This window comes from uncultured Ruthenibacterium sp., from assembly GCF_963558415.1.
Taxonomy (GTDB): domain Bacteria; phylum Bacillota; class Clostridia; order Oscillospirales; family Ruminococcaceae; genus Ruthenibacterium.
On record NZ_CAUWGY010000035.1, the window covers coordinates 1 to 22,688 of the forward strand.

At 48.2% G+C, this 22,688-nt stretch carries 21 protein-coding genes and 4 pseudogenes; 18 read left to right on the forward strand and 7 right to left on the reverse strand.

Going from position 1 to position 22,688, the window contains the following annotated elements; genetic code table 11:
• The 5 genes and pseudogenes from AB5H98_RS07550 to AB5H98_RS07570 all read right to left on the reverse strand — a co-directional run.
• Nucleotides 1-205, reverse strand: a pseudogene (locus AB5H98_RS07550) (hypothetical protein); the annotation flags it as partial.
• Nucleotides 206-695: 490 nt separating this feature from the next.
• Nucleotides 696-1,151 carry an S-layer homology domain-containing protein gene (locus AB5H98_RS07555; protein WP_367925307.1) on the reverse strand — a complete coding sequence of 152 codons (456 nt, stop codon included), beginning with the start codon at nucleotides 1,149-1,151 and terminating at the stop codon, nucleotides 696-698.
• On the reverse strand, nucleotides 1,148-1,348 hold the full coding sequence (locus AB5H98_RS07560) for a hypothetical protein (protein ID WP_367925308.1): 201 nt from the start codon (nucleotides 1,346-1,348) through the stop codon (nucleotides 1,148-1,150). Before AB5H98_RS07560 ends, AB5H98_RS07555 begins: the two co-directional genes overlap by 4 nt.
• A 415-nt stretch (nucleotides 1,349-1,763) precedes the next feature.
• Nucleotides 1,764-2,663, reverse strand: coding sequence for a tyrosine-type recombinase/integrase (locus tag AB5H98_RS07565; protein WP_367925309.1), 900 nt, complete (start codon nucleotides 2,661-2,663; stop codon nucleotides 1,764-1,766).
• A gap of 242 nt (nucleotides 2,664-2,905) precedes the next feature.
• Nucleotides 2,906-4,183, reverse strand: a pseudogene (locus AB5H98_RS07570) (DUF4417 domain-containing protein); the annotation flags it as partial.
• A 483-nt stretch (nucleotides 4,184-4,666) separates the two neighbouring features.
• On the opposite strand from AB5H98_RS07570, the gene AB5H98_RS07575 reads away from it, so the two are divergent.
• The 4 genes and pseudogenes from AB5H98_RS07575 (at nucleotide 4,667) to AB5H98_RS07590 (ending at nucleotide 6,711) form a co-directional block, all read left to right on the forward strand.
• Entirely contained in the window at nucleotides 4,667-5,377 is a 711-nt protein-coding gene (locus tag AB5H98_RS07575) for a tyrosine-type recombinase/integrase (RefSeq protein WP_367925310.1), read from the forward strand.
• A pseudogene (locus AB5H98_RS07580) lies at nucleotides 5,374-5,529 on the forward strand (site-specific integrase); the annotation flags it as partial. The gene AB5H98_RS07575 and the pseudogene AB5H98_RS07580, both read left to right, overlap by 4 nt.
• Nucleotides 5,530-5,610: 81 nt before the next feature.
• Nucleotides 5,611-6,342, forward strand: a complete 732-nt coding sequence (locus AB5H98_RS07585; RefSeq protein ID WP_367925327.1) for a tyrosine-type recombinase/integrase — start codon at nucleotides 5,611-5,613, stop codon at nucleotides 6,340-6,342.
• A 54-nt stretch (nucleotides 6,343-6,396) separates the two neighbouring features.
• On the forward strand, nucleotides 6,397-6,711 hold the full coding sequence (locus AB5H98_RS07590; protein ID WP_367925311.1) for a DUF6809 family protein: 315 nt from the start codon (nucleotides 6,397-6,399) through the stop codon (nucleotides 6,709-6,711).
• Nucleotides 6,712-6,767: 56 nt separating this feature from the next.
• On the opposite strand, the gene AB5H98_RS07595 is transcribed toward AB5H98_RS07590, so the two are convergent.
• Nucleotides 6,768-7,430 carry an anti-sigma factor gene (locus AB5H98_RS07595; RefSeq protein ID WP_367925312.1) on the reverse strand — a complete coding sequence of 221 codons (663 nt, stop codon included), beginning with the start codon at nucleotides 7,428-7,430 and terminating at the stop codon, nucleotides 6,768-6,770.
• On the reverse strand, nucleotides 7,427-7,897 hold the full coding sequence (locus AB5H98_RS07600; protein WP_367925313.1) for an RNA polymerase sigma factor: 471 nt from the start codon (nucleotides 7,895-7,897) through the stop codon (nucleotides 7,427-7,429). Before AB5H98_RS07600 ends, AB5H98_RS07595 begins: the two co-directional genes overlap by 4 nt.
• A gap of 250 nt (nucleotides 7,898-8,147) precedes the next feature.
• Between AB5H98_RS07600 and AB5H98_RS07605 the strand changes: the two genes are divergently transcribed.
• The 14 genes and pseudogenes from AB5H98_RS07605 to AB5H98_RS07670 all read left to right on the forward strand — a co-directional run.
• Entirely contained in the window at nucleotides 8,148-8,363 is a 216-nt protein-coding gene (locus AB5H98_RS07605) for a helix-turn-helix domain-containing protein (protein WP_367925314.1), read from the forward strand.
• Nucleotides 8,364-8,600: 237 nt separating this feature from the next.
• Complete coding sequence (locus tag AB5H98_RS07610) at nucleotides 8,601-11,639, forward strand: type I restriction endonuclease subunit R (protein WP_367925315.1); 3,039 nt, start codon at nucleotides 8,601-8,603, stop codon at nucleotides 11,637-11,639.
• A complete protein-coding gene (locus AB5H98_RS07615) occupies nucleotides 11,639-13,282 on the forward strand; it encodes a class I SAM-dependent DNA methyltransferase (RefSeq protein WP_367925316.1) in 1,644 nt (547 codons plus the stop codon). Before AB5H98_RS07610 ends, AB5H98_RS07615 begins: the two co-directional genes overlap by 1 nt.
• Nucleotides 13,275-14,501, forward strand: a complete 1,227-nt coding sequence (locus AB5H98_RS07620; RefSeq protein ID WP_367925317.1) for a restriction endonuclease subunit S — start codon at nucleotides 13,275-13,277, stop codon at nucleotides 14,499-14,501. Before AB5H98_RS07615 ends, AB5H98_RS07620 begins: the two co-directional genes overlap by 8 nt.
• 15 nt (nucleotides 14,502-14,516) lie before the next feature.
• On the forward strand, nucleotides 14,517-15,407 hold the full coding sequence (locus AB5H98_RS07625; protein ID WP_367925318.1) for an ABC transporter substrate-binding protein: 891 nt from the start codon (nucleotides 14,517-14,519) through the stop codon (nucleotides 15,405-15,407).
• Between the two features lie 25 nt (nucleotides 15,408-15,432).
• Nucleotides 15,433-16,653, forward strand: coding sequence for an ATP-binding protein (locus AB5H98_RS07630; protein WP_367925319.1), 1,221 nt, complete (start codon nucleotides 15,433-15,435; stop codon nucleotides 16,651-16,653).
• A 21-nt stretch (nucleotides 16,654-16,674) separates the two neighbouring features.
• The gene (locus AB5H98_RS07635) at nucleotides 16,675-17,484 is read left to right on the forward strand and encodes a DUF3800 domain-containing protein (protein ID WP_367925320.1); all 810 of its coding nucleotides are present in this window, start codon (nucleotides 16,675-16,677) and stop codon (nucleotides 17,482-17,484) included.
• Between the two features lie 177 nt (nucleotides 17,485-17,661).
• Nucleotides 17,662-18,369: a hypothetical protein gene (locus AB5H98_RS07640; RefSeq protein WP_367925321.1), complete on the forward strand. Its 708-nt coding sequence runs from the start codon at nucleotides 17,662-17,664 to the stop codon at nucleotides 18,367-18,369.
• Between the two features lie 200 nt (nucleotides 18,370-18,569).
• Nucleotides 18,570-18,749, forward strand: coding sequence for a DNA-binding protein (locus tag AB5H98_RS07645; protein ID WP_367925322.1), 180 nt, complete (start codon nucleotides 18,570-18,572; stop codon nucleotides 18,747-18,749).
• Complete coding sequence (locus AB5H98_RS07650) at nucleotides 18,746-19,246, forward strand: helix-turn-helix domain-containing protein (protein WP_367925323.1); 501 nt, start codon at nucleotides 18,746-18,748, stop codon at nucleotides 19,244-19,246. Before AB5H98_RS07645 ends, AB5H98_RS07650 begins: the two co-directional genes overlap by 4 nt.
• Before the next feature lie 232 nt (nucleotides 19,247-19,478).
• Nucleotides 19,479-19,898 carry a hypothetical protein gene (locus AB5H98_RS07655; protein WP_367925324.1) on the forward strand — a complete coding sequence of 140 codons (420 nt, stop codon included), beginning with the start codon at nucleotides 19,479-19,481 and terminating at the stop codon, nucleotides 19,896-19,898.
• Complete coding sequence (mobP3, locus tag AB5H98_RS07660; protein WP_367925325.1) at nucleotides 19,886-21,832, forward strand: MobP3 family relaxase; 1,947 nt, start codon at nucleotides 19,886-19,888, stop codon at nucleotides 21,830-21,832. The genes AB5H98_RS07655 and mobP3 overlap by 13 nt, the downstream gene beginning before the upstream one ends.
• 69 nt (nucleotides 21,833-21,901) lie before the next feature.
• Entirely contained in the window at nucleotides 21,902-22,120 is a 219-nt protein-coding gene (locus AB5H98_RS07665; protein WP_367925326.1) for a helix-turn-helix domain-containing protein, read from the forward strand.
• Between the two features lie 56 nt (nucleotides 22,121-22,176).
• Nucleotides 22,177-22,688, forward strand: a pseudogene (locus AB5H98_RS07670) (site-specific integrase); the annotation flags it as partial.

The following is a 22,688-nucleotide window of genomic DNA, read 5'->3' on the forward strand; positions in this document are numbered from 1 at the left end:
ACGCGGCGTCGCCCTGTTCCACCTCCTCGCGGGCAGCCGCGCGGCGCTCCGCCATAAGGCGGTCTATGGTATCAATATTTATCACCACTTCGCCGTCCTCCTGAACAGGTGGACCGCCCCCGGCTGTCTCCGGGGGTGTGACTGTGGTTTCTCCCTCACCGGGGACCTGCTCCTCCGGACCGGTGTTCATTTTGTCCTCTGCCACTTTTTAGCCTCCTTTTTCATTTTTGTAGTCTTGCACAAACTTTTGCCAGTAATTTTGTTAAATAATTTTTGCCTCCTTTCACGTCCTCTACGCAAAAGAGCCGCCCATGTTTGCCCATGGACGGCCCTTTGCGTAATGTGATAGTGTTCTTTTTTTCTTTTCCGGTTTCGTCTGGGCCGGAAACCCTTGTATTTACAGCGTTCCTAATTGGCGCTAAACATAGGCATGTTCCGATAGCACAGGCCAGCAATGTTTTGGAATAGTCAAAAGGCTATTCCGAAACGCCGGTTGGGGCCTCCCCAAGCCCCGGACCGGGCCGCTTCCGCGCCCGGTTGAACACGCCTTTCGGCATGGTTTTCTGGTTCCACCGCAAGTTAAAAGCTGAAAACCTGCTTTTCAAATACGAAGCGGGGCTGAGGTTTATGATACCTCAGCCCCGCTTTGGGTGTCATGCTTTGCCCGTGACTGTCTGGGCTCTGCAAGTCTGTGCTCAGTCGGTCACGTTCGTCCACGTCTCCGTACCGGAGGATTTTGTATAATCGTGGGCGTTGGTGGCCTCCACGATATTATAGTAGGCCCAGTTGGTCTTGGACACGTCCGGGAACTGGCGCAGCTCGTCCATGTGGTCATCCACGTAGTCCTTGTCCGCTGCGCGGCCCAGCATTCGGTTGACGATGGTGGTCACTTCGGCCCGAGTGATGGTGTTGTTGGGACGGAAGGTGCCGTCCTCGTAACCGGTGATCCAGCCGTACTTGATGGAGCCGACCACCTGCTCGTAGAACCAATCATCTGCGCTCACATCAGTGAAGATATTCTCGCCGCTGGTGTCCAGGTCGGCAAAGCGCATGGCGATCACAGTGAACTCTGCGCGGGTAATGGCGCGATCCGGGGCAAACTGATTGTCACCGACGCCCTTAGTAACGCCGATGGAGGCCAGGGTATTCACCGCGTCCGCATAATATCGACTTCTTTTCCCCCGCTTTCTTTTGCCGCAGGCGTCGGTTCGGCCACTTCCTGACTTTGAGCAACGGCCTCGTCAGCGTCTGCAGGTTGATTGGGATATTCTGCTGCCAGGGCCGTGGAAGAGAACAGCCCCAAGACCAGCGCCAGAGACAAACAACTTGCTGTGATTTTCGTATTCATGGTTGTACCTCTCCTTCAAATTTTTTTGTTTCTGTAGGACGATCTTGATGAATAGCAGTATCCCTCCATTCCGTTTGTGAAGGAATCAGAGCGTCAAACCCTCGGGGCCTTGCCCACCAAATCGCCTCTGTGAAGGGCCGCCGTGAGGTTTGACTACATTCTTCTCCTTCTGTTGCAGCCTTAAAAGATTTTCATGTTCTAACATCGCATTTAAGGCAAAAACGGCAGTCATTTCTTTCCGCAAAGCTCATTTTCCCATAGCAAAGCTGACGGGGCAAAAATTCGTGCTTGTCCCGTCTTGTTTCTTCGCCCAAAAGTGAACACCGGATGAAAATTCTTGCAACTTTCCGAGGTATGTACTATAATGAATAAAAATTATAGTTCAAGCAAAAGCATATCAGTTGCAACAGAAGAACTATGTGATAATTAGCCCCATGCGCTCTAACTGCCGCTGATGGACGCCGCCACTCTCCACGGTATAGATACGGGTGGTGTTCACGCTGGAATGGCCCAGAATGTCCGCCATCCGGGACAGGTCTTTTTCCAAAGAGTAGTAGGTCCTTGCGAATAAATGACGCAGATTGAGGGGGAATACCTTGCCTGGTTCCACGTCCGCGCTCTCGCAGAGGGCTTTCATATCCCGCCAGATATTTGACCGGTCCAACGGCCTGCCCGTCCGGGTGGTGAATACCGCTCCGGCGGTCTTTTTTTGCTTCTGAAGGTATTTCCGCAGCAGCCGGCGTAGCCGGCCCGGGAGGAAGACCGTGCGGCGTTTGCCCTTGTTGCAGAGCTCGGCCCGCCCCGTAGTCACGGCCTCAACGGTGATAAAGCGCAGCTCGGACACGCGGATACCAGTGGCGCAGATGGTCTGCATGACCAGGGACAGCCGCTCATTGCCCACCTTCTGAGCTGCGCTGACCAGCCGGGCATACTCCGCGCGAGTCAGCTCCCGGCGTTCATCGCAGAAGAGGGCCTTTTGTATTTTCAACAGCTTTACAGCGATGTCCTTCCAACCCATGAAGCGAAAGAAACCATTGACGGCGGCCAGGATGGAGTTGACGGTAGCTGGGGCGTGGCTGGCGGGCACCCACAAAATTGGGGTCAATGTCTCGTGCTTCGTGATACTGAAATTATCCAGGCGCTTTGTAATTAGAAATGCGCTGGTAATTCTGGCTGTTTCATCCTGGTATAGCGCCACAATCGCATCAGATACCGGGATGTGGGAATTGTTTTGGTGTTTGCCTTCCCAGAAATTTCTTCCCGCGGCAACTGAACCACGATATCCACTTACAATATTGAGAGGAATAAAATCCATCCAATTCTACTGTTTTATAATAGGAGAGATACTGATATTGTTCCATTATTTTCTATCTGTATATCTTTCGCGCATAATCCTTAAAGCAACCTCAAGGGAATCATAATGACAAACTACAGGGGAAAACGCAGAAAAACCACCTAAATAGGCGGTTTTTCAGTAAAAAGTGGTCTGAGTGTAATTATAGGACTTGGAAAGATCCAGTCATATCAATGGTTTTAGCGCAGCAAGAGGTTCTTATCTCAAATTGTACGATCCAAAACTGTAACACGTGTAATCACATCACGCATGCGGTCTGAACCAACCATATACTCCAACGCATCATCAACGGTGTCAAAGCAGCATTCCGTTTCAGGACGATTCCAAACATAGATTGTGATTTTATCATCTGTCCCATATCGGATAATGCCATAATGAATGCCGTTCCATTCGATTTCTACTTCTCCACCACATTTCATACACCACTTGAAATCGCTGATCGATTTAAAACGGTTATCTTCCAGTGAGTTTTGAGATTTTAAAATGTGATAGGACATATCATACCTCCAATATGACTTGAAATCAGGAATATCTCCATCCCAATAGCTTTCTGCTTTGCCCCAGTTTGGTCGGTTTCCTTCCCATGAAATGGTATGGTCGTGAGGAATAGAGTGTTGTTTGGGACTGCCGTGATCTGAGTAGTGCCGCTCCTTGACTGCCCTTCCGTCTGCACCGATTTTAGTTTCTCTTAAATTCCCGTTACGATCTGTTGTGCGGTTGATGCTGCCGGGTTCACCTATAAAACGTCCATCATCCGGCTTAGACGGTTTCCACGCTCCACCGTATGCGCTGCCTCCGCCTTTTCCAATCAGGTACGGTTCTATTGTATCACAATTCCCGATTGGTGCACCATCCATTTTGAACGCATCCAAATCTTCTTTTGGGAATGAACGCTCGTAGTTTAGATACCGCCAAGAGCTGCGTTCGTAATCGACATAGATGAGATTGCCCTGCATTTCGGGAAACGGTGTATTGTAACAGATGATTTTTTCCGGCTCAATACGCCGTAGCATCTCGTTGTAGCCTGCCATGAACCATTCTTTCTGGTCGCAGCGGTTGTCGTGCTCTGAGGCCATATAAGTGGAGACGGCAACAACGCTTCCTTTTTCAATCCCCTCAAAGCAGAAATCAAATGTGGATTCATCGCCCCAGTTGACGGTAGGAATCACGCGAATCCCTTTGGATGCCCAGCAAGTGCCGCACCAGCGATTGCGAAATACGTTGTAAAGCTGCATGACGGACGCCATCTCCAGGTACATACTGAAATCTGGCGAAAGCACCGCACGGTAGCGGGACAGTTTTTCAATGTCGTTGTCCGGATTCTTCCACACCCGCTCAAAGCGATAGTCGTATAGGAAGAAGTGGACCATGCGGTCCAGGTGATTCTGATCCTCCACATGAGTTTTGTCAAAACCGATCAGCAAAAGATTATCAAAGTCTCCGGGCCTTTCTTGGAACCTGGGAATGATGGGGATTTTGAACTTTCCTTTTACAAAAAATTAAAAAACGGGTAAGTCCTATACAGACTTACCCGTGGTCCGAGTGGGGAGACTCGAACTCCCGGCATCCTGCTCCCAAATGTGTGTCGGAACCTTCAGCCGGCACTCTTCCGTCCTCTTTGGACCTTTCCTCTGCTTGGGCAGTTCCTCTTTAACACTCTTTTGCCCTGCTTGTTTCAAGAAACCCTTTCGTCTTTTGGGATTTGTGTGGGATTGGATTCTGTGTATTAAAAGATATTCCGCCCAGTTTGAGGGGCAATGGCAGGGCAAATTACCGCAGAGGAGCGACGCAGGAATTGCGCCGCATAAACAAAGAATAAGGCACTCTTTATAAGCAGCATGGAAAGTTAACTCATTCTACCATGCCGTCGTACAAAAGACAACAGAGGCTTACGCAAGGCGATAAAGTAGTGGCTATTTCTCTCTTTCTGTGATATTGTTCGTTTGCCAAAAGGAGGCGACGATATGCAGAATGAGAATAATTACACGGTAGGCCAGTGGTGCGACCGCTGGTTCTACGAGAATCAGGGCAGATGGAGCGGCAGCACCGTGGGCGGATACCGAAATCTGATCTACCGCCACATCCTCCCCGGAATCGGTGATATTCGGCTGGTGGAGCTGTCAGAAGGCACCGTCACCAGCTTCTATGACAGTCTGCGGAGCCAGGGACTCAGCGCCAGAAGCGTCTGGTGCGTCCATCTGCTCCTGCGGCGCTGTATGGATGAAGCGGCCCGCGACCAGCGCATCCCCTACAACCCGGTGCGGCTCTGCCGGGAACCACAAGCAGAAGCGTATCAAACAACTCCTTTGCGCCTGGGGCAGCTCCAGCGGTATCTGAACGCGGCGGGACAACTGGGCGCACTCCCTCTCATCTACACAGGACTCTCCAGCGGCCTGCGGCAATGTGAACTCATCACCTTGTCGTGGGCCGATTTTCATATCCGCTGCCGGTACATCCTCAAGGGGCAGCGCCTGCTGACCCTTAACAGCAAGGCGGAGCATCTCCTGGAGCAGATACCGGAAACCGGCCGCTATGTGTTCCTCAACCCCAAGACCGGAGCGCCGTATCAGCTCCACGAGTTCTACTACCTCCACAAGCGGATACTCAAACAGGCGGGGCTGCCGTGGGTGGCCTTCCGGAACCTCCAACACCAATGTGGGGAGGTGGGGATATGACGCTGAGAGAGTATATCCTCCGCTGGCAGGAGGTCTATGACAAGAACCAGAGCAGGCCGACTACCTACGCGGCCCACGGTTACATCTTTAAGAATCATATCCTCCCTGGCCTGGGGGAGATCCCACTCTCTGAATTGACCGTGGAGCAGGTGGGAGATTTCCTGGAGGAGCGCAGGCGCTTTGGCGGTCACCGCCCAGAAAGCCCCGAATACCCAGGGCTGGGGGAGCATACCATGCGGCACATCCACCGGCTGCTCCAGCAATGTCTGGATCAGGCAATCCGGGATGGACTGATAACGGACAACCCCGCCCGAGCATTTCACTACCCAAAGCCCAGGCAGGTCAGCGCCAATGTGCTGACGCCAGCAGAAGCGGAGGATTATCTGGACGCGGCAGAGCGGTTGGGCCACCTCCCCATGTTCCTGCTGGCGCTGACAGCGGGACTTCGGCAGGGAGAACTGATTGCCTTGAAGTGGAGCGACCTGGATGTAAAAAAGGGGACGCTTACCATCACTGAGAAACGCTCGGTGGAGCGGCGGGAGCTGGTGGAGTACGAAGGAGGCACCAGGATCGTCAGCCTGACCTCGGAAGCGGTTGAACTCCTGCACCTGGAACACGCCAAACACCCAGGAAGTCCTCTTATGTTCATGCACCCGGCCACCCAGAGGCCCTACTCGCCCCAGATGGTGCGCCGGCTGCACAATGAGATCATCCAAGAGGCCGGGCTGGACCACATTCGGTTCGCGGATCTCCGGCACACCTGCGCTGTCCTGTCTCTGCAAAATGGAATGGACACGGAAGAGGTTTCTCAGATGCTGGGCCACTTCAGGATCGCAATGACCCGGCAGAACTATGCACCATATCTGGCCCATACTGCCGCAAAATGCGAAAACAAGCCCAATGAAGCATCCACGGCAGATCTTAGGGAAGCGGCAAATATTCTGGATAATCTTCTGAAATGCTGATGGATATTCTGCGGAAGGTGTGGTATATGTTTGGGGCACAAAGAGATGATGACGATGAAAAACAAACTGCTCAAAGAGCTGTATGATTACTTTTATGTCCGCCCGGAGCTTGATGAACAGGAGAACGAAGTGGAGGAGTGCCACAAAGCATTGATCGAGGCGCTGGCAAAGCCGGAACGCAAGCTGGTGCTACGAATCATTGATGCCCAGAACTTGATCATAGAACAGACCTCCCTCGACAGTTTTACTGCCGGCTTTGAACTGGCGTGGAGGCTCTCAATAGAACTGCAAAATGAAGGAAACGAGCGCTCATTCTCCTGTCGGACCAGGAGAACGGACGCTCATTGTGTATGGGAAGACGAAATATAAAATGAGCCTGGGCAGCCCTCAAAAAGCTGCCCAGGCATTCTGCTTGTAGGCTTGGTTCAGCGTTCCCACAGAAGGACCGCATCCGCCACGACCTGCTCAAATTCGGCCTGCGCCAGACCGGGAAGTTCCAGATAATCTCCCACCAAATAGTAGACCGCATCCCCCTGCCGATCCACCTGATAGGTGGCTGTCTCAAAGTCGGTCAGCAGACCGTTGCCGATGCACAAATGTCCCTCACGATCTGGCATCACATCCGAGCGAAGGGTACGGTCAAAATAGAGGAAAACAGCATTCCGTCCGTCCACCTCCCGGCTGAAGCCGTGGAAAGAATCGTAGCTCCCGCCGTGATAGTAGAGGTCGATCACCTCATCCACCGCAAGCTCTGCCGTCACCAGACCGTCCGTATAGGATACCGGCTGCGGAACATCGGCCGCACCCGCCAAAACAATGGAAAAAATCAGCATGACCGCCACGGCGATCAGGACCGCACGCCGGCGCCCACGGGAAAACTTCTTCTTCACTCCCTGAAGAACACGGGCTTCCGTTTCCGACTCAGGAGAGAGCGAGGGGACGGGAGCCTCCTCTTTCATTTCCGCCAAACAGGCGCGGCATTCCTCGCATTGTGCCACATGGGCTTCGATCTCCTGCTTGCTGGCCTCGCTGCACAGCCCGTCGCAGTATAGAGGCAGCAGGTCGCGGATGATATCACATTTCATCATAACCCCTCCTTGATTTTCTGTTTCGCGCGATAATAAGTCACTCTGGCCCAGTTTTCAGATTTGCCGAACAATTCGCCGATCTGCGTATAGGGTAGTTCCGCAAAGACCCGCAGGGTAAACACCTCCCGGTATGGCTCTGGCAGAGCATGGAGCCGCTGATGGATCTGGTGGGCATTTTCCTCGATGAGCAGATCCTCTTCTACATTCTGCGGGGAAGGAATCTGCTCCAGGGCCTCATCTCCCGCCTGTCGTTTTGCTTTTCTCAAATAGGAGAGCCAACAGTTCTTCCCAATTTGGCACAGCCATACGGACAGCCGGCATTTTCCTTGAAAGGAGGCGCTGTGTTCAATGGCGCGGCAGAAGGTCTCCTGGGTCAATTCCTCTGCCAGTGCCTTGTTTCCGCAGAGTCCTTTCAGATAGCGGTACACCACGGGGAACTGCTCCTTGTACAGTTGGTCGAAATCCATCCACACCACCTCGCTTTCTGCCTATATGACGCGTATAAATGCGGATTGTTACAAAATTGGTACTGCCTTTTTATGAATCGACCCAGAGCATATTGGATATTGAAAAGTTATTTGCGAACTGTGCCTGATTTGAAATAAGCGTCTGGAACTGAAAGCATAAATCTAAAAAATAGATTTTTAATAGACAAAGCACATATCCTTTGCTAAAATTAACTCATATAAGTATAAACACAGCGCATGAGGTGTTATTATGACCGTTTGCTACAATAAACTGTGGAAACTCCTGATTGATAAGAATATGAAAAAGAAGGATCTGCGCCTGGCTACAGGTATTTCTACCACTGCTCTTGCCAAGCTGGGCAAGAATGAGCATGTTAGCACAGAGATCCTTACTAAGATTTGTAAAGCGCTGGACTGCGATTTCTGCGATATTATCGAGCTGGTGAAGGAGAAAAGCGATGATTGACTTTATCAAGATAGAGTAGTATCGGGAGAATAACTGCATTGAGGCCAAGAAGACCTTGGTGTTCTTCCTAAAAGTATTTGGGAAACCTACTCCGCCTTTGGCCAACACTTACGGTGGGATTATTGTGTTAGGCGTTGAAGAAACAATTATTGTTGCTGAGGACAGCATTCGAAACCGCAAATATAAGTTGAAATCATAAGTCAAAAAGCCTACTCTGCCACAAAGGAGGACTGCACAATGCCGCATAATGAAAACTCTCGAGTTAAAATTCCTGCATTAGTGCATTTTACTCGTCTTGGATATCAATATATTTCACTAAAAAAATACGAAGGAGTCGTTGACAGCGACACCAATATTTTGATTGATGTCCTTCGTGATGCCATAAATCGGATCAATGCTACTGCTTTGACTACTGAGGATGTTCAGAAAATTGTCAATGTCTTGAAGGCAATGCTGGAAAACAATGATTTGGGCAGGGAATTTTACTCCATTCTCCTCAACGGATATCATGGCTTAAGGTTGGTCGATTTTGAAGATTTCAAGGGTGCTGTAAACTCTTATCATGTAGTCACGGAGATGACTTGTAAGAATGGTTCTGATGAATTTCGCCCTGATATCACACTCCTGATCAATGGGTTGCCTCTGTCTTTCGTTGAAGTCAAGAAACCCAATAATAAAGACGGAATCAAGGCTGAATATGACCGTATGCTAATACGTGTCAAGAATATGAAATTTAGGCGCTTTATTAATCTCGCACAGATTATGGTCTTTTCTAACAACAGCGAATATGATGACACCGAAGTCATCCCGCTGGAAGGCGCATTCTACTCAACTATCAGTTATGACAAATTGTTTTTTAGTCATTTCCGAGAGGAAGACAAGAAACTTCTGGCTTCTGTGTCAGAGAAAGAAGAGTCGATTGAAAACTTTATTCTGACAGATAATAATCTGAGTAGTATTAAATATAGCCCAGAATATGTAACAAATAGTTCTCCTGTTTCGCCAACTAATAGAATTATCACATCGCTTTTCTCATTTGAACGCATTTTAAACTTGCTGAAATACGCAATTGCTTATGTAGAGCGGACAGATGAAGATGGTATCACTCATCTGGAAAAGCATCTGATGCGGTATCCACAGTTCTTTGCAACAAAAGCAATTGAAAACAAACTGAACGCCGGGATCAAAAACGGAATCATTTGGCATACGCAGGGCAGTGGTAAGACAGCGCTTGCGTATTACAATGTCCGCTATCTGACCGACTACTATCAAAAGCGTGGAACAATTGCAAAATTCTATTTTATTGTAGACCGGCTTGACTTGTTGACACAGGCGGCTGATGAGTTCCGCGCTCGTGGACTTCATGTGGACGAAATTGATTCCAAAGAAGATTTTATCAGAAACATTCATTCTACTGGAACAGTCAATAATACTGGAAAGCCCACAATTACAGTGGTTAACATCCAGAAATTTTCCAAGGAATCTATTGTAAAACAGTCTGACTATGCAGTAAACATACAACGAATCTATTTTTTGGATGAGGCTCACCGCAGCTATAAGCCGACAGGTTCTTTTCTGGCCAATCTGCTTTCTTCCGACCGAGAAGCAGTTATAATTGCGCTAACAGGTACGCCACTAATTGGAACGATTTACGATGACGAAGGAAAACCGATTGCTGGAAAGAAGTACGACTCCAAGTCTGTGTTTGGCAATTATATTCACAAATACTACTACAATCGCTCTATTGCCGATGGATATACGCTCAAATTGATCCGCGAAGGCATTGAAACCACCTACAAGAAAAAACTGAAAAAAGCGCTGGAAGAAATCGAAATGCTCAAAGGCTCTCTCGATAAGAAAGAACTGTATGCCCACCCGAAATATGTCTCTGCTTTAGTCCGGTATATTACGGATGATTTTCGCAAGAGCCGTATTGCCATGAACGATCAGTCTATTGGTGGTATGATCGTTTGTGATTCTTCCGCACAGGCACGTGCCATTTTCGAAGAGTTAAAATCCTATCCTTGTTCGGCAGCATTAATTTTGCATGATGTGGACGACAAGGAAACCCGAAAAGGTAATATTGATGCGTTCAAAAAAGGAACGATTGACTTCCTTGTAGTTTACAACATGCTGCTGACTGGCTTCGATGCGCCCAGATTGAAAAAACTCTACTTGGGCCGTATTATCAAAGACCATAATTTGCTGCAGGCGTTGACCCGTGTCAATCGTCCCTATAAAAACTATCGATATGGTTATGTGGTCGATTTTGCGGATATCCGTGCAGAATTTGATAAGACCAACAAAGCATATTTTAAGGAACTTCAGGCAGAACTGGGCGACGAGTTCAAGCAGTACGATAACATTTTCAAGTCTCCAGAGGCTATTGAGGACGACTTGCAGGAAATCAAGGACACACTCTTTCTGTATGATACCAGAAATGCGGAGATCTTCTCACAGCAAATTTCTGCCATAGAGGATAAGCAGGATCTTATACAGCTTCGACATGCGTTGGAGCTGTATAAAGAATTGTTCAATATCGCAAAACTATTTGGTTATAACGAATTGGTTGAACAGTTTGATCTGAACAATATAGGTGCCCTTTACAGCGAGGTCTGTAACCGCATTGGGCTTATCAACAAGAAGAAACTCCTTGAAGAAGCCCAGGATATGAGTGCCATTCTGAACCTTGCTATGGATGAAATCGAATTCCATTTTCAAAAGGTGTCGGAGAAAGAACTGGTCATCGCGGATAAATACCAAGACACCCTTAACCAGACTCGCAAGGCCGTTCTGCACACCCTCGATCCTAAAGACCCTGAGTACATTACCCTGCTGGAAGAACTCCAGCGCTTGTTAGCTAAGAAAAACATCGAAGAATTGACCGCTGACGAAATGACAGCGGATATTGAAAAACTGGAGCGCATCCGAAAGCAGGCCGAGCAAAAGAACCTGGCTGATCAGATGTTGGCGGCTAAATATAATGGTGATGTGAAATTTATGCGGACTCATAAACGCCTGCGCGAAACACCGCTTCCCATCGCTGGGGACATTATACTTCATCAGGTCCTTATGCACTTGAAACACAAGGTGGATTCCCAGGTGCTCTCCAATAGTCACTTAATGGACAATGAGCCTTACTTCATGCAGGGGATGTTCCCAATGATTAAGCAGGAACTTGACGCCCAGCATCTGAAATACTCTGCTGCACAGATCAAGTACATCGGTACCTGCATTTCAAATGAATACTTTACGGAAAGGAACTTTGCGTCATAATGGATTCCAATATTACCCTGCAAACGAAGCAGATGATTGACAGCTTGAAGGCTGTATGTACCAATTTTGGCTTGGGTAACGCCTCCAGCGAATATAAAATCATCACGGAGATCTTTCTCTACAAGTTTCTCAACGATAAGTTCCTTTTCGAAGCGAAGCGGATAGAGCTTGCGCTGGCAAAGCTGTCCCCGGCAGATGCTGAAAAGCAACTTGCAATGATGGGCGATGATGACTATGAGCTGTTTCTGCTTGGTTTTGGACCGGATACTGCAAAACTGAAGCAGTCCCACTTTATCTCTTACTTGTTCAACCGAAAGAACGAGGAAAATTTTCATACACTTTTTGATGATACTCTACTGGATATTGCTACATACAACATTGACATCTTCTCTGTCCGAACCGGTGGACAATCCAAAATGCGTTTGTTCAGCGGGATTTCCCAGTATGTGATTGAAGCTGAGAAAAAAGATGATTTTTGCCGTGCTATCATCGACAAAATTGCTGACTGCAGCTTTGACAGTGTGTTTGAGCAGAAGTACGATTTCTTTGCTCAAATATTTGAGTATCTGATTAAGGACTATAATAAGGATTTCGGTAAGTACGCTGAATACTATACACCTCATTCCATCGCAGGTATTATTGCAAAGATCATGGTGCCTAATGGCGCAAAGAATGTGACGGTGTATGACCCTGCTGCTGGAACGGGAACGCTTGTGCTGGCATTGGCACATGAAATTGGTGAGAATAACTGCACGCTCTATACCCAGGATATTTCTCAGAAGTCTAATGAGTTTCTGCGTCTGAACTTGATTCTCAACAACTTGGTCCATTCTTTACCTAATGTTGTCCACGATGACACTTTGTTACGGCCTTATCATAAAAATACTAAAGGCGATGGGCTGGCGACCTTTGATTATATTGTTAGCAATCCGCCTTTTAACCTTGACTTTTCTGACAATCGGGACACTCTGGCAGGAGAAAATTATAAAAAACGCTTTTGGGCGGGTGTTCCCAATATCCCAAACAAGGATAAAGATGGTATGGCTATTTACCTTTTGTTTGTTCAACACATTATTTATTCTCTTGCAAGCAAAGGTAAGGCTGCGATTGTTGTTCCTACAGGTTTTCTGACTGCCAGCAAAAGGTCAAATAAAATAGCGTATGCAATTCGCGAGAAGCTGGTAGACGAACGCATGCTTCGTGGCGTCATTTCAATGCCGTCTAATATTTTTGCTACCACTGGCACAAATGTTTCGATTTTGTTCCTTGACCGAGAAAACACAGATGGTAATGTAATTCTAATGGATGCATCTAAGTTAGGTACAAAGGAAAAGCTGGATGGTAAAAATCAGCGTACAGTTTTAAACCAAGACGAAATTAGAAAAATTATTGACACTTTCAACGCTGGAACTCCTATTGATGATTTCTGCGTAGCAGTTAGTTATAAGGATATTGAGGAGAAAAAACTATCTTTCTCTGCCAGTCAGTATTTTGAGGTCAAGATTGAATATGTGGAGCTAACGCCAGAAGAGTTTACGGAAAAGGTGTCTGAATTTGCCAACCGTTTGGAAAATATGTTTGTTAAAAACCGCCGTTTGGAGGATGAAGTTAAACTTCAATTAAAGAGGATACACCATGAATAGAACTATACTGGATATTTCATCTGAAATTGGCAGCGGAATTACGCCTCTCCGCAGTAAGGCAGAATATTGGAATTCAAATGACATTCCATGGGTGAAAACTGAGCAACTCGGAGAATATCAAATTTTCGATGCAAACGAATACATATCAAAAACAGCACTTAAAGAAACTACGATAAAATTGTGGCCACCCAAAACTGTATCTGTTGCAATGTATGGAGAGGGAAAAACACGCGGGAATGCTTCGATTCTAATGATGCAATCAACGACTAATCAAGCCTGCTGCAACATTGTAGCTGACCCTCAGAAGGCTGACTATAGGTTTTTGTATTATTGGCTCAAAAATAATTATGAGCAGCTTCGAACATTAGCTGCAGGTGTTCGCAAGAATCTCAATTCAGATGATATAAAAGGATTTCCGTTCCCCGGGTTTAAGGTGGCAGATCAAGCAAAAATAGCCGATGTTCTATCTGCTATTGACGACTTGATTCAAAACAATACTCATATTTGTACCATACTTGAAAAGATGGCGAAAACGCTCTACGACTACTGGTTTACACAATTTGATTTCCCAAATACAGATGATAAGCCCTACCGTTTCTCCGGTGGTGAGATGGTCTGGAATGACCAGCTTAAAAGGGATATCCCCAAAGGGTGGGAGGTAGGAAATCTCTACTCTATTGCTGATCCGATAAACGGGTTGGCCTGCCAAAAACACCGCCCGCGAGATGGAGAGGTATCGCTTCCTGTCGTTAAGATCAAAGAAATGCATGAGGGAATAACAGCAGATACAGAACTTGTATCTGCCAATATCCCTGATAAGAATAAGATATTCGATGGAGATATTCTGTTTTCTTGGTCCGCAACTTTGGAAGTGATGTATTGGTTTGGCGGAGATGCTGGACTCAACCAGCATATCTTCAAGGTCATTCCAATTAACGGATACAGTAAGGAATATGTATATCACCAATTTTCCTCTTATGTGATCAACTTTGTAAAAATGGCCGAGGCACGAAAAACTACTATGGGACATATTACATCTGATCATCTGGAACAGAGTTTTATAGCTTTGCCGCCCAAAGGTGTAGTTGATCAGTTCACAGAAATTGTTGCCCCAATTCACGAGAAAATAGGACAGTGTCTGAAAGAAAACCGTGAGCTCGCAAAGTTCCGTGACTGGCTTCTCCCAATGCTCATGAACGGACAAGTCACGGTAGAATGAGAGAAGGGAGACTTTATGGGCAGTATAGTTTTAGAATTACAGCAAGAACTTTTACAATGGAATTGCGACATTGTAAACGCTTTGCGAAAGGCGCATTTGATAGCTACGAAATTAAAACTGTCAGAATTTGATGTGTGGATTCAAAATGAACTGAATGGTTATACCGACAGAAACGATCAGATTCCAGAGTATCGAAATGTATGTGGTATAGTAAAACTACATAACCCTATCAATGGCTGGATTCCTGTGATCTTTGAAAATCAAAAAGAAGAAAAGCTATGGTCTCATAGAAAGATTTTTCAGTCGATTAGCGAGATTATAGGTTTTTCAATGGATAATAAAACCTTATACATTCCGTTTCCAGGTAATTTGTCTCAGCAGTTATCCGAAACAGCCAATGCTCCAATGGTATTTGAAGCCGGACTTTTCATAACAAAAGAATCCTTAAATGCAATTTCTGAAAGGGTAAAGACCTGTCTTTTGGAGTGGACTCTAAAACTTGAAGAAAAAGGAATTTTGGGTGACGGTATGACTTTTAATGAAACGGAATCCGCTAATGCCAAGGAAATACCTCAACAGGTCAACCATTATTACGGAACCATTATCTATGGAAATGTTAGTGGCTCCCAAATCATTTCGGGTAACAATAATTCTGCGACTTATACTGCTGCCGCAGTATCTGATGTTATAAAGGAAATCCGTGAGTCACTGGAACAAGAAAAGATTTCCGTAGAAGATATGGAGAGTGCGCTCGAACTGCTGGATGAGATTTCCGACAAGCTCGAACAAGGCAAGAAACCCAGTATCATCAAAGCGGCCCTGACTGGACTGAAAGAATTTGCGCTGGCCGTAGGTGCAAATGTTACTGCAGCGCTGATAGCTACAAAGATACAAGGGTTGTTCTAATTTTGTTTTATCGAAGGGCTTAGTTATGGAAGACTATAACGAAGAGTTAACAGAACTGGTAGAGAGCTTAATTCGTACCGGTCGAGAAGACGATTGGTGGGACTTCAAAGAATGCCATCACGAAGATAGAGCTGCATTGTTGCATGATATCATTTGTCTTGCAAATAATCGAGCAGATCGAGACACCTACTTAATTATGGGAATCCGCGATAAATCATTTGAAATCATAGGAGTAGAGAATGATTCCAACCGGAAGAACCAGCAAAACATAGTCGATTTTTTAAGCACAAAGAATTTTGCAGGACAAATCCGTCCCCGTGTTGAAGTGCGTACCATTCAATTAGAGAAACATGAAATTGATGTGTTTATTATCAAAAACACAACTGATGTTCCCTACTATCTGGTGGAAAGCTATACAGATACTAAATATAGACCGGAGCCTCCCAAGAAAAGAAAAACCGTACAGGCATTTCATATTTACACCAGGGTAATGGATAATAACACGCCGATAGATAAGAGCGCTGATGTTCATGATGTGGAATATCTATGGAAAAAGCGCTTTGGCTTGCTACAGACACCATTGGAGCAAATCAAAATTTTTCTTCGCCAGCCAGAAGAGTGGACTGAAGAAAACTCCTGTTATTATCACAAGTTGTTTCCGCAATATACCATTGCTATCGAATATGAGGAAGATGAAGATGAAGATGGCTTCAATAAAAACGGCCATCGTTCGTTCTATCATCATTTACAGAGCGATACATCAGCATATTATGGCACATTAAAGATATACCATTACAGCACCCAACTTTTTTCTTGCCAAATCACTGCCCTTGATGGTTATAGAATGGTTGCGCCGTGCCCTGAAATGAAGTTTATCCCATATCGCAATTATGGTGATCCGAACATTTGTCTAAGGTACTATGTAACTTCTGGATTGAAGTATTTGTTGTTACGCTTTTTGGAATACCACATCGGTAACGCCAACGGTCATGAAGCACAATATGCGACCCAACGCCTGTTGGATGTTATTCTTTTATTTGAGAGCGATGAAGATGTCGAAGATTTTGCCATTTATGTTCATCGTCATTTAGGCTCGTTCGATGACAAGCTTTCCAAACAACGAGAGCCGTGCATTGTAAACGAAACAGATATTGCAAAAAAAGCGCTGGCAGAGGAAATTCGTTACAGCTTGGCGCTTAAAGAGATGCAACCTGCATGGGAGCAGTTTAGAGTTGAAAATGAATAGACTGAAAGAGGTGGGATATAAGTGGGTGAAGCGTATTATATTTTTACAGACGAGGCCGGTGCATACAATAAGCGCCCGTCGGAACCGTTTCGCCGTAGCCACCCTTTCTACATAAGAGCTAATGTTCGTCTATCTGTAAATGACTATCGCATATTTCAGCAAGAAATTCAGGAACTCAACGCCAAATATGGAATCCCAGTTGGCGAAGAAATCAAATGGTCTGACTTATGGGAAGTTTGCAAAGGAAAATACCGGGCTGATTTTCTGAAATCCTTTACCCCAGATAAAATCAAAGGGTACTACCGCCATTTCTTCAACCGTGTGGCGGACAAGCCTTCTTTGCTGTTCATATTTACCGTAACCTGCATATACACTCAACCATGTTATCAAGCGGAAAATGAGGTGCTGAAATTTCATATGCAAGAGGCATTTCAGCGAATCCAGATGGATAGCCAACCCGATAGTTTTGCTACAGTGATTATGGATGAGCTAAATCAGGATAAGGTTAAACACCTCAAAGATGCCTGTCATCGAATGATGGTGGAAGGTGACTTTGTGAAATACAAAAATGTATATCACGGTGTGCTGACAGAGTGTAGTTCTCAAAGTGTGGGAATTCAGTTGGCGGATTATGCTGTAGGGATAATGAATGGCTATCTCCGTAAGCATCTCATGAGCCGAGGGGACTACACATTTGCTACAGATCTTTATGCTGAATTTATATCGCCTAATTTAAGAAAGCATGCAAACGGAACGATAGTTGGTTATGGGGTTCGAGAAGTTCCTCGGGACTCTTCCATACGGCAAGTTTTGATACAGCTATTTAATTAGGCATATGATACCTTACTCCTCGATATAAAGGATAGGGGCAGTTACCGAGTAAACCTCGGCAACTGCTCATTCACAGATTTATTTTCTAAAAACCGGGAGAAAGTGGTTGTTGTAAAATTGCAATGATCACGCTATAGGCAGTAACCAAAAGTGTATACAGAAATGTGAGGTGACCAGATGGCAGAAAGAAAAATCCGTGCTGGGTACTACCGGCGGTATGACGGCAAGGTGGTCTATGTAGTCTCTCTGGCCACCGACGCCGACACCGGCGAGGAAAGTGTCATCTGGACCACCTACCCCTTTGCAACTGTCCCCAGATACTACACCTCCAGCAAAAAGTCCTTCTGCGCTTTTATCGAAGTGAACGGAGAACGGAAAGCTAAGTATAAGCGAATGCTCAATATGAAGATCTCAGGGGAAGCCATAGAGCGGCTGGAGGAAGAGGGCTTTCGGGGACCGGTTCGTAAACGAAAAAAATGGCAACTGGATGAATCTTATGACTCCCGAGATTATCAGCAATCTCTTACCTACTACGCATACGCAAAAGATCTCTGTGAGCACTACAACTTCGACCGGAACAAATATCGCCTCTGCGTAAAGGAAAAGAGATTCGTTGCCATCACTAAAAGTGACTTCGCCAAACTGAAAGAGGGCCTGCAGTTTCTGGACAATGTCCTGAAAACGGTGCTGGTTACATACCAGGGCTATTTCCGGGAGCGGTTCGTGGATGGCCTGTCCATTCGCAAGTACGCGGAAGCCCATCAACTGAACCGTGGCAGCGTGGACTATCAGCAAAAGAAATTCTTCTCTGCTCTGGCCTCTCTGCTGAAAGAGCGGGACGAGGCGGAGGGAATATGCCGGCTGCTGAAACCAGCACAAAAGTAAATAATCCAACCTCAAACGGAGTGTCTGCGACAAAGCAGACGCTCCGTTTTTCTGTCAAATGTATGTCAGTGGGATGTATTTTCCCCAATACAAGTAGAGAGACAACTCGGACACCATCCAAAGGATATGTCAAAACTATGTCACATGCAAATGTTTGCGGCTAAAGAAGTAGAGGGAGTTTTAAGAAGGAGATGGTCAACATGAGAGAATCTGTCTACAAGAACTACGGTGAGGCAAAGGTGCCGGGCGTATCACTGTCCAGTAGGTATGGACTCATGCACCAACCAGGCTTTCCGGTACTGCGCGTGGGCAGCCGCATGGTGGTGCCGAAAGAAAAGTGCATTCAGTGGATGGAGGAGCATACGGGAGGTGCTATATGAAGTTCCAACAGTGGCCCAAACGAGATCCCGACAAAAACTATTTCAAGGTTCCCAATGAAGTATTTCACATCGGTCTCAGTTACCCGGAGATCTCCATCTACTGCTATCTGCTGAGCATCGAGGACAGAGAAACCTACCAGTGCTACCCCAGCTACAAAACCATCGGCAAGGCGCTGGGTATGAGTGAGAACACCGTGAGTAAGTATGTGCGCAGCCTGGAGGAGAAAGGTCTCATCCGCACCGAGCCGACGATGGTGCGGAGCAAAGACGGCAGGCCCCTCAACGGGAATCTGCTCTACACCATTCGTCCGATCCAGGCGGCAATCGAATTGTTCTACGAGCGGCAGTTCCAGCAGCTGGAGGAGGATACCGCCCGTCAGAGAGCGGCGGAACGCCTCGCAGAATTGGCCCGTGAAAGCCCCCAGACCGCCCTATGTGCGCCTTTCGGAGCGGAAGCGAGTCCCCAGTGCCGACCCGGGGTTGGAGGCCCAATTTGACCCGCTTTCGGAGGCGATCCCGAGGACGAAAGAAAAAGCAGGATAAACGACAGGGTCGCAAGCGCCCCCTGTCGGAAGCACTTCTGCCCGCAGTGCGGGCAGTTGCGGGAGCTTTTGCGGGATTGGAAATGGGGTCAAAATCCGGGCAGTGATACCATCTCTGCGGTCACTATGCCCGAAAGCCTACTGTCACAAGGAAAAAATAGGGGTCAACCCCCGGAAAGGAGCCAACATGAGCAAAAAAGAGAAATTCCCACTCTACCTGTCGCCGGAGAAAAAGGCCATTCTGGAGCGCCGGTATCAGGAGGACGGGAGCCGGAGCATCACTGCCTTCATTGAGCGGGCGGTGGACTTTTACCTGGACTATCTCAGCGCCAACAATGCCGGACTGTTTCTCCCCACCTCCATCAAGTCCTATCTGGACGGAAGAATGGGACAGCTGGAGGAGCGGCTGTCCTCCATCGCCTTCCGGCAGGCGGTGGAGCAGGACATGGTGGCCGGTATCCTCGCCGACGCGTATCAGTTCAGCGGCGAGGATCTGCACCGACGGCGGGCGGAGAGCGTTCAAAATGTGCGGAAAACCAATGGCCGCATCTCGCTGGAGCAGCGGGTGCGTGGTGCATGGGAGGAGGACGATGAGTGGCAGGATTGATCGTGAAAAGTCCTTATCTCAAGTGCGGAGGAGGCAGTTCGGTCAGCGGTTATCTGAGGTACATCGGCACACGGGAACGGGTGGAGATCATCCCAGATGACCGTCCGCCCACTCGAAAGCAGGAGCAACTCATCACCAAACTGACAAAGGATTTCCCGGAGGCGAAGGAGCTGGGTGAGTATTCCGATTACAAAGACAAGCCCACCAAGGCCAATGCCTCTGTCTTTATCACCCGAGCGCTGGAGGAAAACTGGTTTCAGGTGCAGCAATCGGACGGCTACATGAAGTACATTGCAACCCGGCCTCGTGCGGAACGGCTGGGTGACCACGGGCTCTTTGGTGATGAAGATGCTGTGGACTTGGAGAAAACCATGCGGGAGTTGGATCAGTACAGCGGGAATGTGTGGACTCATATTCTCTCTCTGAAGCGTGAGGACGCCGCGCGTCTTGGCTACGACAATGCCAAAGCGTGGCGGAATCTGCTCCGGGCCAACCGCAATGACATCGCCGCCGCCATGAACATCCAACCGAACCACTTCCACTGGTACGCTGCCTTCCACGATGAGGGCAAGCATCCCCATGTCCACATGATGGCGTGGTCAACGGTGCCCGGCGAGGCGTATCTTACGCGGGACGGTATCCGCAACATCAAATCTGCGCTCACCAATCAGATATTCAAACAGGAGATGCTCCACACCTATGAGCAGAAGTCACAGTCGCGGGATGAACTGGTGCGGGAGGCCCGCCGGGCGATCCGGCAGCTCACTCAGGAGATGGCGCAAAGCATTTGCACGGCTCCTGAGATCGAGCAGAAGATGGAGCAGCTGGTCGGACAGCTGGAAACGGTCAAGGGCAAAAAATCCTATGGCTACCTTCCCAAGTCCGTAAAGAAAACCGTGGATGAGGTGGTGGACAAGCTGGAGGAGCTGCCGGTGGTCCGTGTGTGCTACGACCAGTGGTGCAGGCTCCAAGGCGAGGTGGAGAGCTACTACCACGACAAACCCAGAGAACGGAAAAAGCTGTCCCAGGAGAAAGAGTTCCGGCAGATCAAAAACGCTGTCATTCAGGAGGCGGAGCGCATCCGGCTGGGCGAGATCTCTTTCGAGGACGATGGCATATCTCAAACTGATGAACCGGAACATGTGCGGAATGAGTCCCAAGCCTGCCGGGAGCTGTGGCGCATCATCCGGAACGAGGACATTTCTCTGGACTACCGTGACCGGGCGGCAGAGAAGCTGGAGCAGGTTGCGGAGCGCGGCGACGCCTATGCGCAATACCGGATGGGGCAGCTCTACCGAGATGGCCCTCTGCTAATCCCGGACAACCATAAGGCAAAACACTGGCTCAGCCAGGCGGCGAAACAAGGTCTGCCGGAAGCACAGTACGCCCTTGGCAAGCTGCTTCTGTCCGATGATTGGGAGGTACGGGACCCGGACGAGGGCATCCACTGGTTGAAACAGGCGGCGGAAAACGGAAGCCACTTCGCAGCCTACCGTCTGGGCAAAGAGTATCTGGAGGGAAACGCTGTCAACAAGGACACCTCCAGAGCGGCGGATTGGTTTACCAAATCGGCGGAGGCGGGTAACCAGTACGCCCAGTACATGCTGGGCAAGCTGTACCTAATGGGACAGGGGCTCCCACGGGATCAGGCCCAGGCAACGGTGTGGTTCAGCCGCTCCGCTGCCCAAGGAAATCAGTATGCTCAGTTCTTCCTGGAGCAGAGAAACAATCTCCGCCCGCCCTCTGTGATGCTGGCGGTCACTCAGCTGCTCTACCACATAAGCCGGATCTTTGAGGACAACTCCGTGCCGTCCGCCGTCCCAGTAGGTCAGCAGGTGGATCGAAAGCTCAGGAGGAAGATCCAGGAGAAGAAGATTGCTATGGGCCACAAGCCGGATGACCATGAGGAGCAGTGGCCTGAAATGACCATGTAAGCGGCGCAGAAAATGAGCCGCAAAACAAAGAATAAAATCCCTTCCACGAGAAGGGTAGAAAGGAATCCGATGAAACGATCCAAGTATAATTCTTTCAATGAACTTCCTCTAATGCTGACTGTGCAGGATGTGGCCGATGTACTGGGCATCGGGCTGGCCCACGCCTACGAGGTAGCTCACAGGAAGGATTTCCCTACCATCACCCTGGGCAGCCGGATCATCGTCCCCCGTGATAAGTTCATGGCGTGGATCGACGAACAGGCAGCCAAAAAGACGGAAATATTTTAGTGGCTATTTCAAAGATTCTGTGGTATTTGTTTGTGTTGCAAAAGGAGGGATGAACAATGGCAAAGAAACGAGCAAACGGTGAGGGTAGCATCCGCAGAAAACCCAATGGCCGCTGGGAGGGCCGATACACCCAGGGCATCGACCCCAGCACCGGCCGCGCCATTCAAAAAAGCGTGTCCGCCAGGACGCAGGCTGAATGCAAAGAGAAACTGGCAAAGGCCATCCGGGACAACCGGGGCATCCCGGTGAACCACAACGAGGACTATACTGTGGCGGAGTGGTGCCGGCTGTGGTTTGAAACCTACAGCAAGCCTGTGATCCGCCCCAACACCGCAAAGACCTATGAGAACATGATCGAAAACCACATCGTACCGGCTATCGGAGGAGTGAAACTCAAACGGCTTACCGCCATCCAGATCCAGAAGATGTACAATGATTCCAAGACCAAAGGGCGGGTGCAGCGGTTCGAGAGAAAAACCGACACGACTCTGTCTGGAAGTACGGTGCGGCGCATCCACATGGTGCTGTCCTCGGCGCTGAAGCAGGCGGTCAAGGAGCGGATCATTCC

Coding starts and splice junctions, on each gene's coding strand:
- AB5H98_RS07595 (WP_367925312.1), bottom strand. CDS start 7,430: ATGATGAAATGTGATATCATCCGCGACCTGCTGCCTCTATACTGCGAC.
- AB5H98_RS07615 (WP_367925316.1), top strand. CDS start 11,639: ATGGATTCCAATATTACCCTGCAAACGAAGCAGATGATTGACAGCTTG.
- AB5H98_RS07560 (WP_367925308.1), bottom strand. CDS start 1,348: ATGAATACGAAAATCACAGCAAGTTGTTTGTCTCTGGCGCTGGTCTTG.
- AB5H98_RS07565 (WP_367925309.1), bottom strand. CDS start 2,663: ATGGATTTTATTCCTCTCAATATTGTAAGTGGATATCGTGGTTCAGTT.
- AB5H98_RS07575 (WP_367925310.1), top strand. CDS start 4,667: ATGCAGAATGAGAATAATTACACGGTAGGCCAGTGGTGCGACCGCTGG.
- AB5H98_RS07610 (WP_367925315.1), top strand. CDS start 8,601: ATGCCGCATAATGAAAACTCTCGAGTTAAAATTCCTGCATTAGTGCAT.
- AB5H98_RS07590 (WP_367925311.1), top strand. CDS start 6,397: ATGAAAAACAAACTGCTCAAAGAGCTGTATGATTACTTTTATGTCCGC.
- AB5H98_RS07600 (WP_367925313.1), bottom strand. CDS start 7,897: ATGGATTTCGACCAACTGTACAAGGAGCAGTTCCCCGTGGTGTACCGC.
- AB5H98_RS07630 (WP_367925319.1), top strand. CDS start 15,433: ATGGAAGACTATAACGAAGAGTTAACAGAACTGGTAGAGAGCTTAATT.
- AB5H98_RS07645 (WP_367925322.1), top strand. CDS start 18,570: ATGAGAGAATCTGTCTACAAGAACTACGGTGAGGCAAAGGTGCCGGGC.
- AB5H98_RS07605 (WP_367925314.1), top strand. CDS start 8,148: ATGACCGTTTGCTACAATAAACTGTGGAAACTCCTGATTGATAAGAAT.
- AB5H98_RS07625 (WP_367925318.1), top strand. CDS start 14,517: ATGGGCAGTATAGTTTTAGAATTACAGCAAGAACTTTTACAATGGAAT.
- AB5H98_RS07640 (WP_367925321.1), top strand. CDS start 17,662: ATGGCAGAAAGAAAAATCCGTGCTGGGTACTACCGGCGGTATGACGGC.
- AB5H98_RS07665 (WP_367925326.1), top strand. CDS start 21,902: ATGAAACGATCCAAGTATAATTCTTTCAATGAACTTCCTCTAATGCTG.
- AB5H98_RS07650 (WP_367925323.1), top strand. CDS start 18,746: ATGAAGTTCCAACAGTGGCCCAAACGAGATCCCGACAAAAACTATTTC.
- AB5H98_RS07620 (WP_367925317.1), top strand. CDS start 13,275: ATGAATAGAACTATACTGGATATTTCATCTGAAATTGGCAGCGGAATT.
- AB5H98_RS07655 (WP_367925324.1), top strand. CDS start 19,479: ATGAGCAAAAAAGAGAAATTCCCACTCTACCTGTCGCCGGAGAAAAAG.
- AB5H98_RS07585 (WP_367925327.1), top strand. CDS start 5,611: ATGCGGCACATCCACCGGCTGCTCCAGCAATGTCTGGATCAGGCAATC.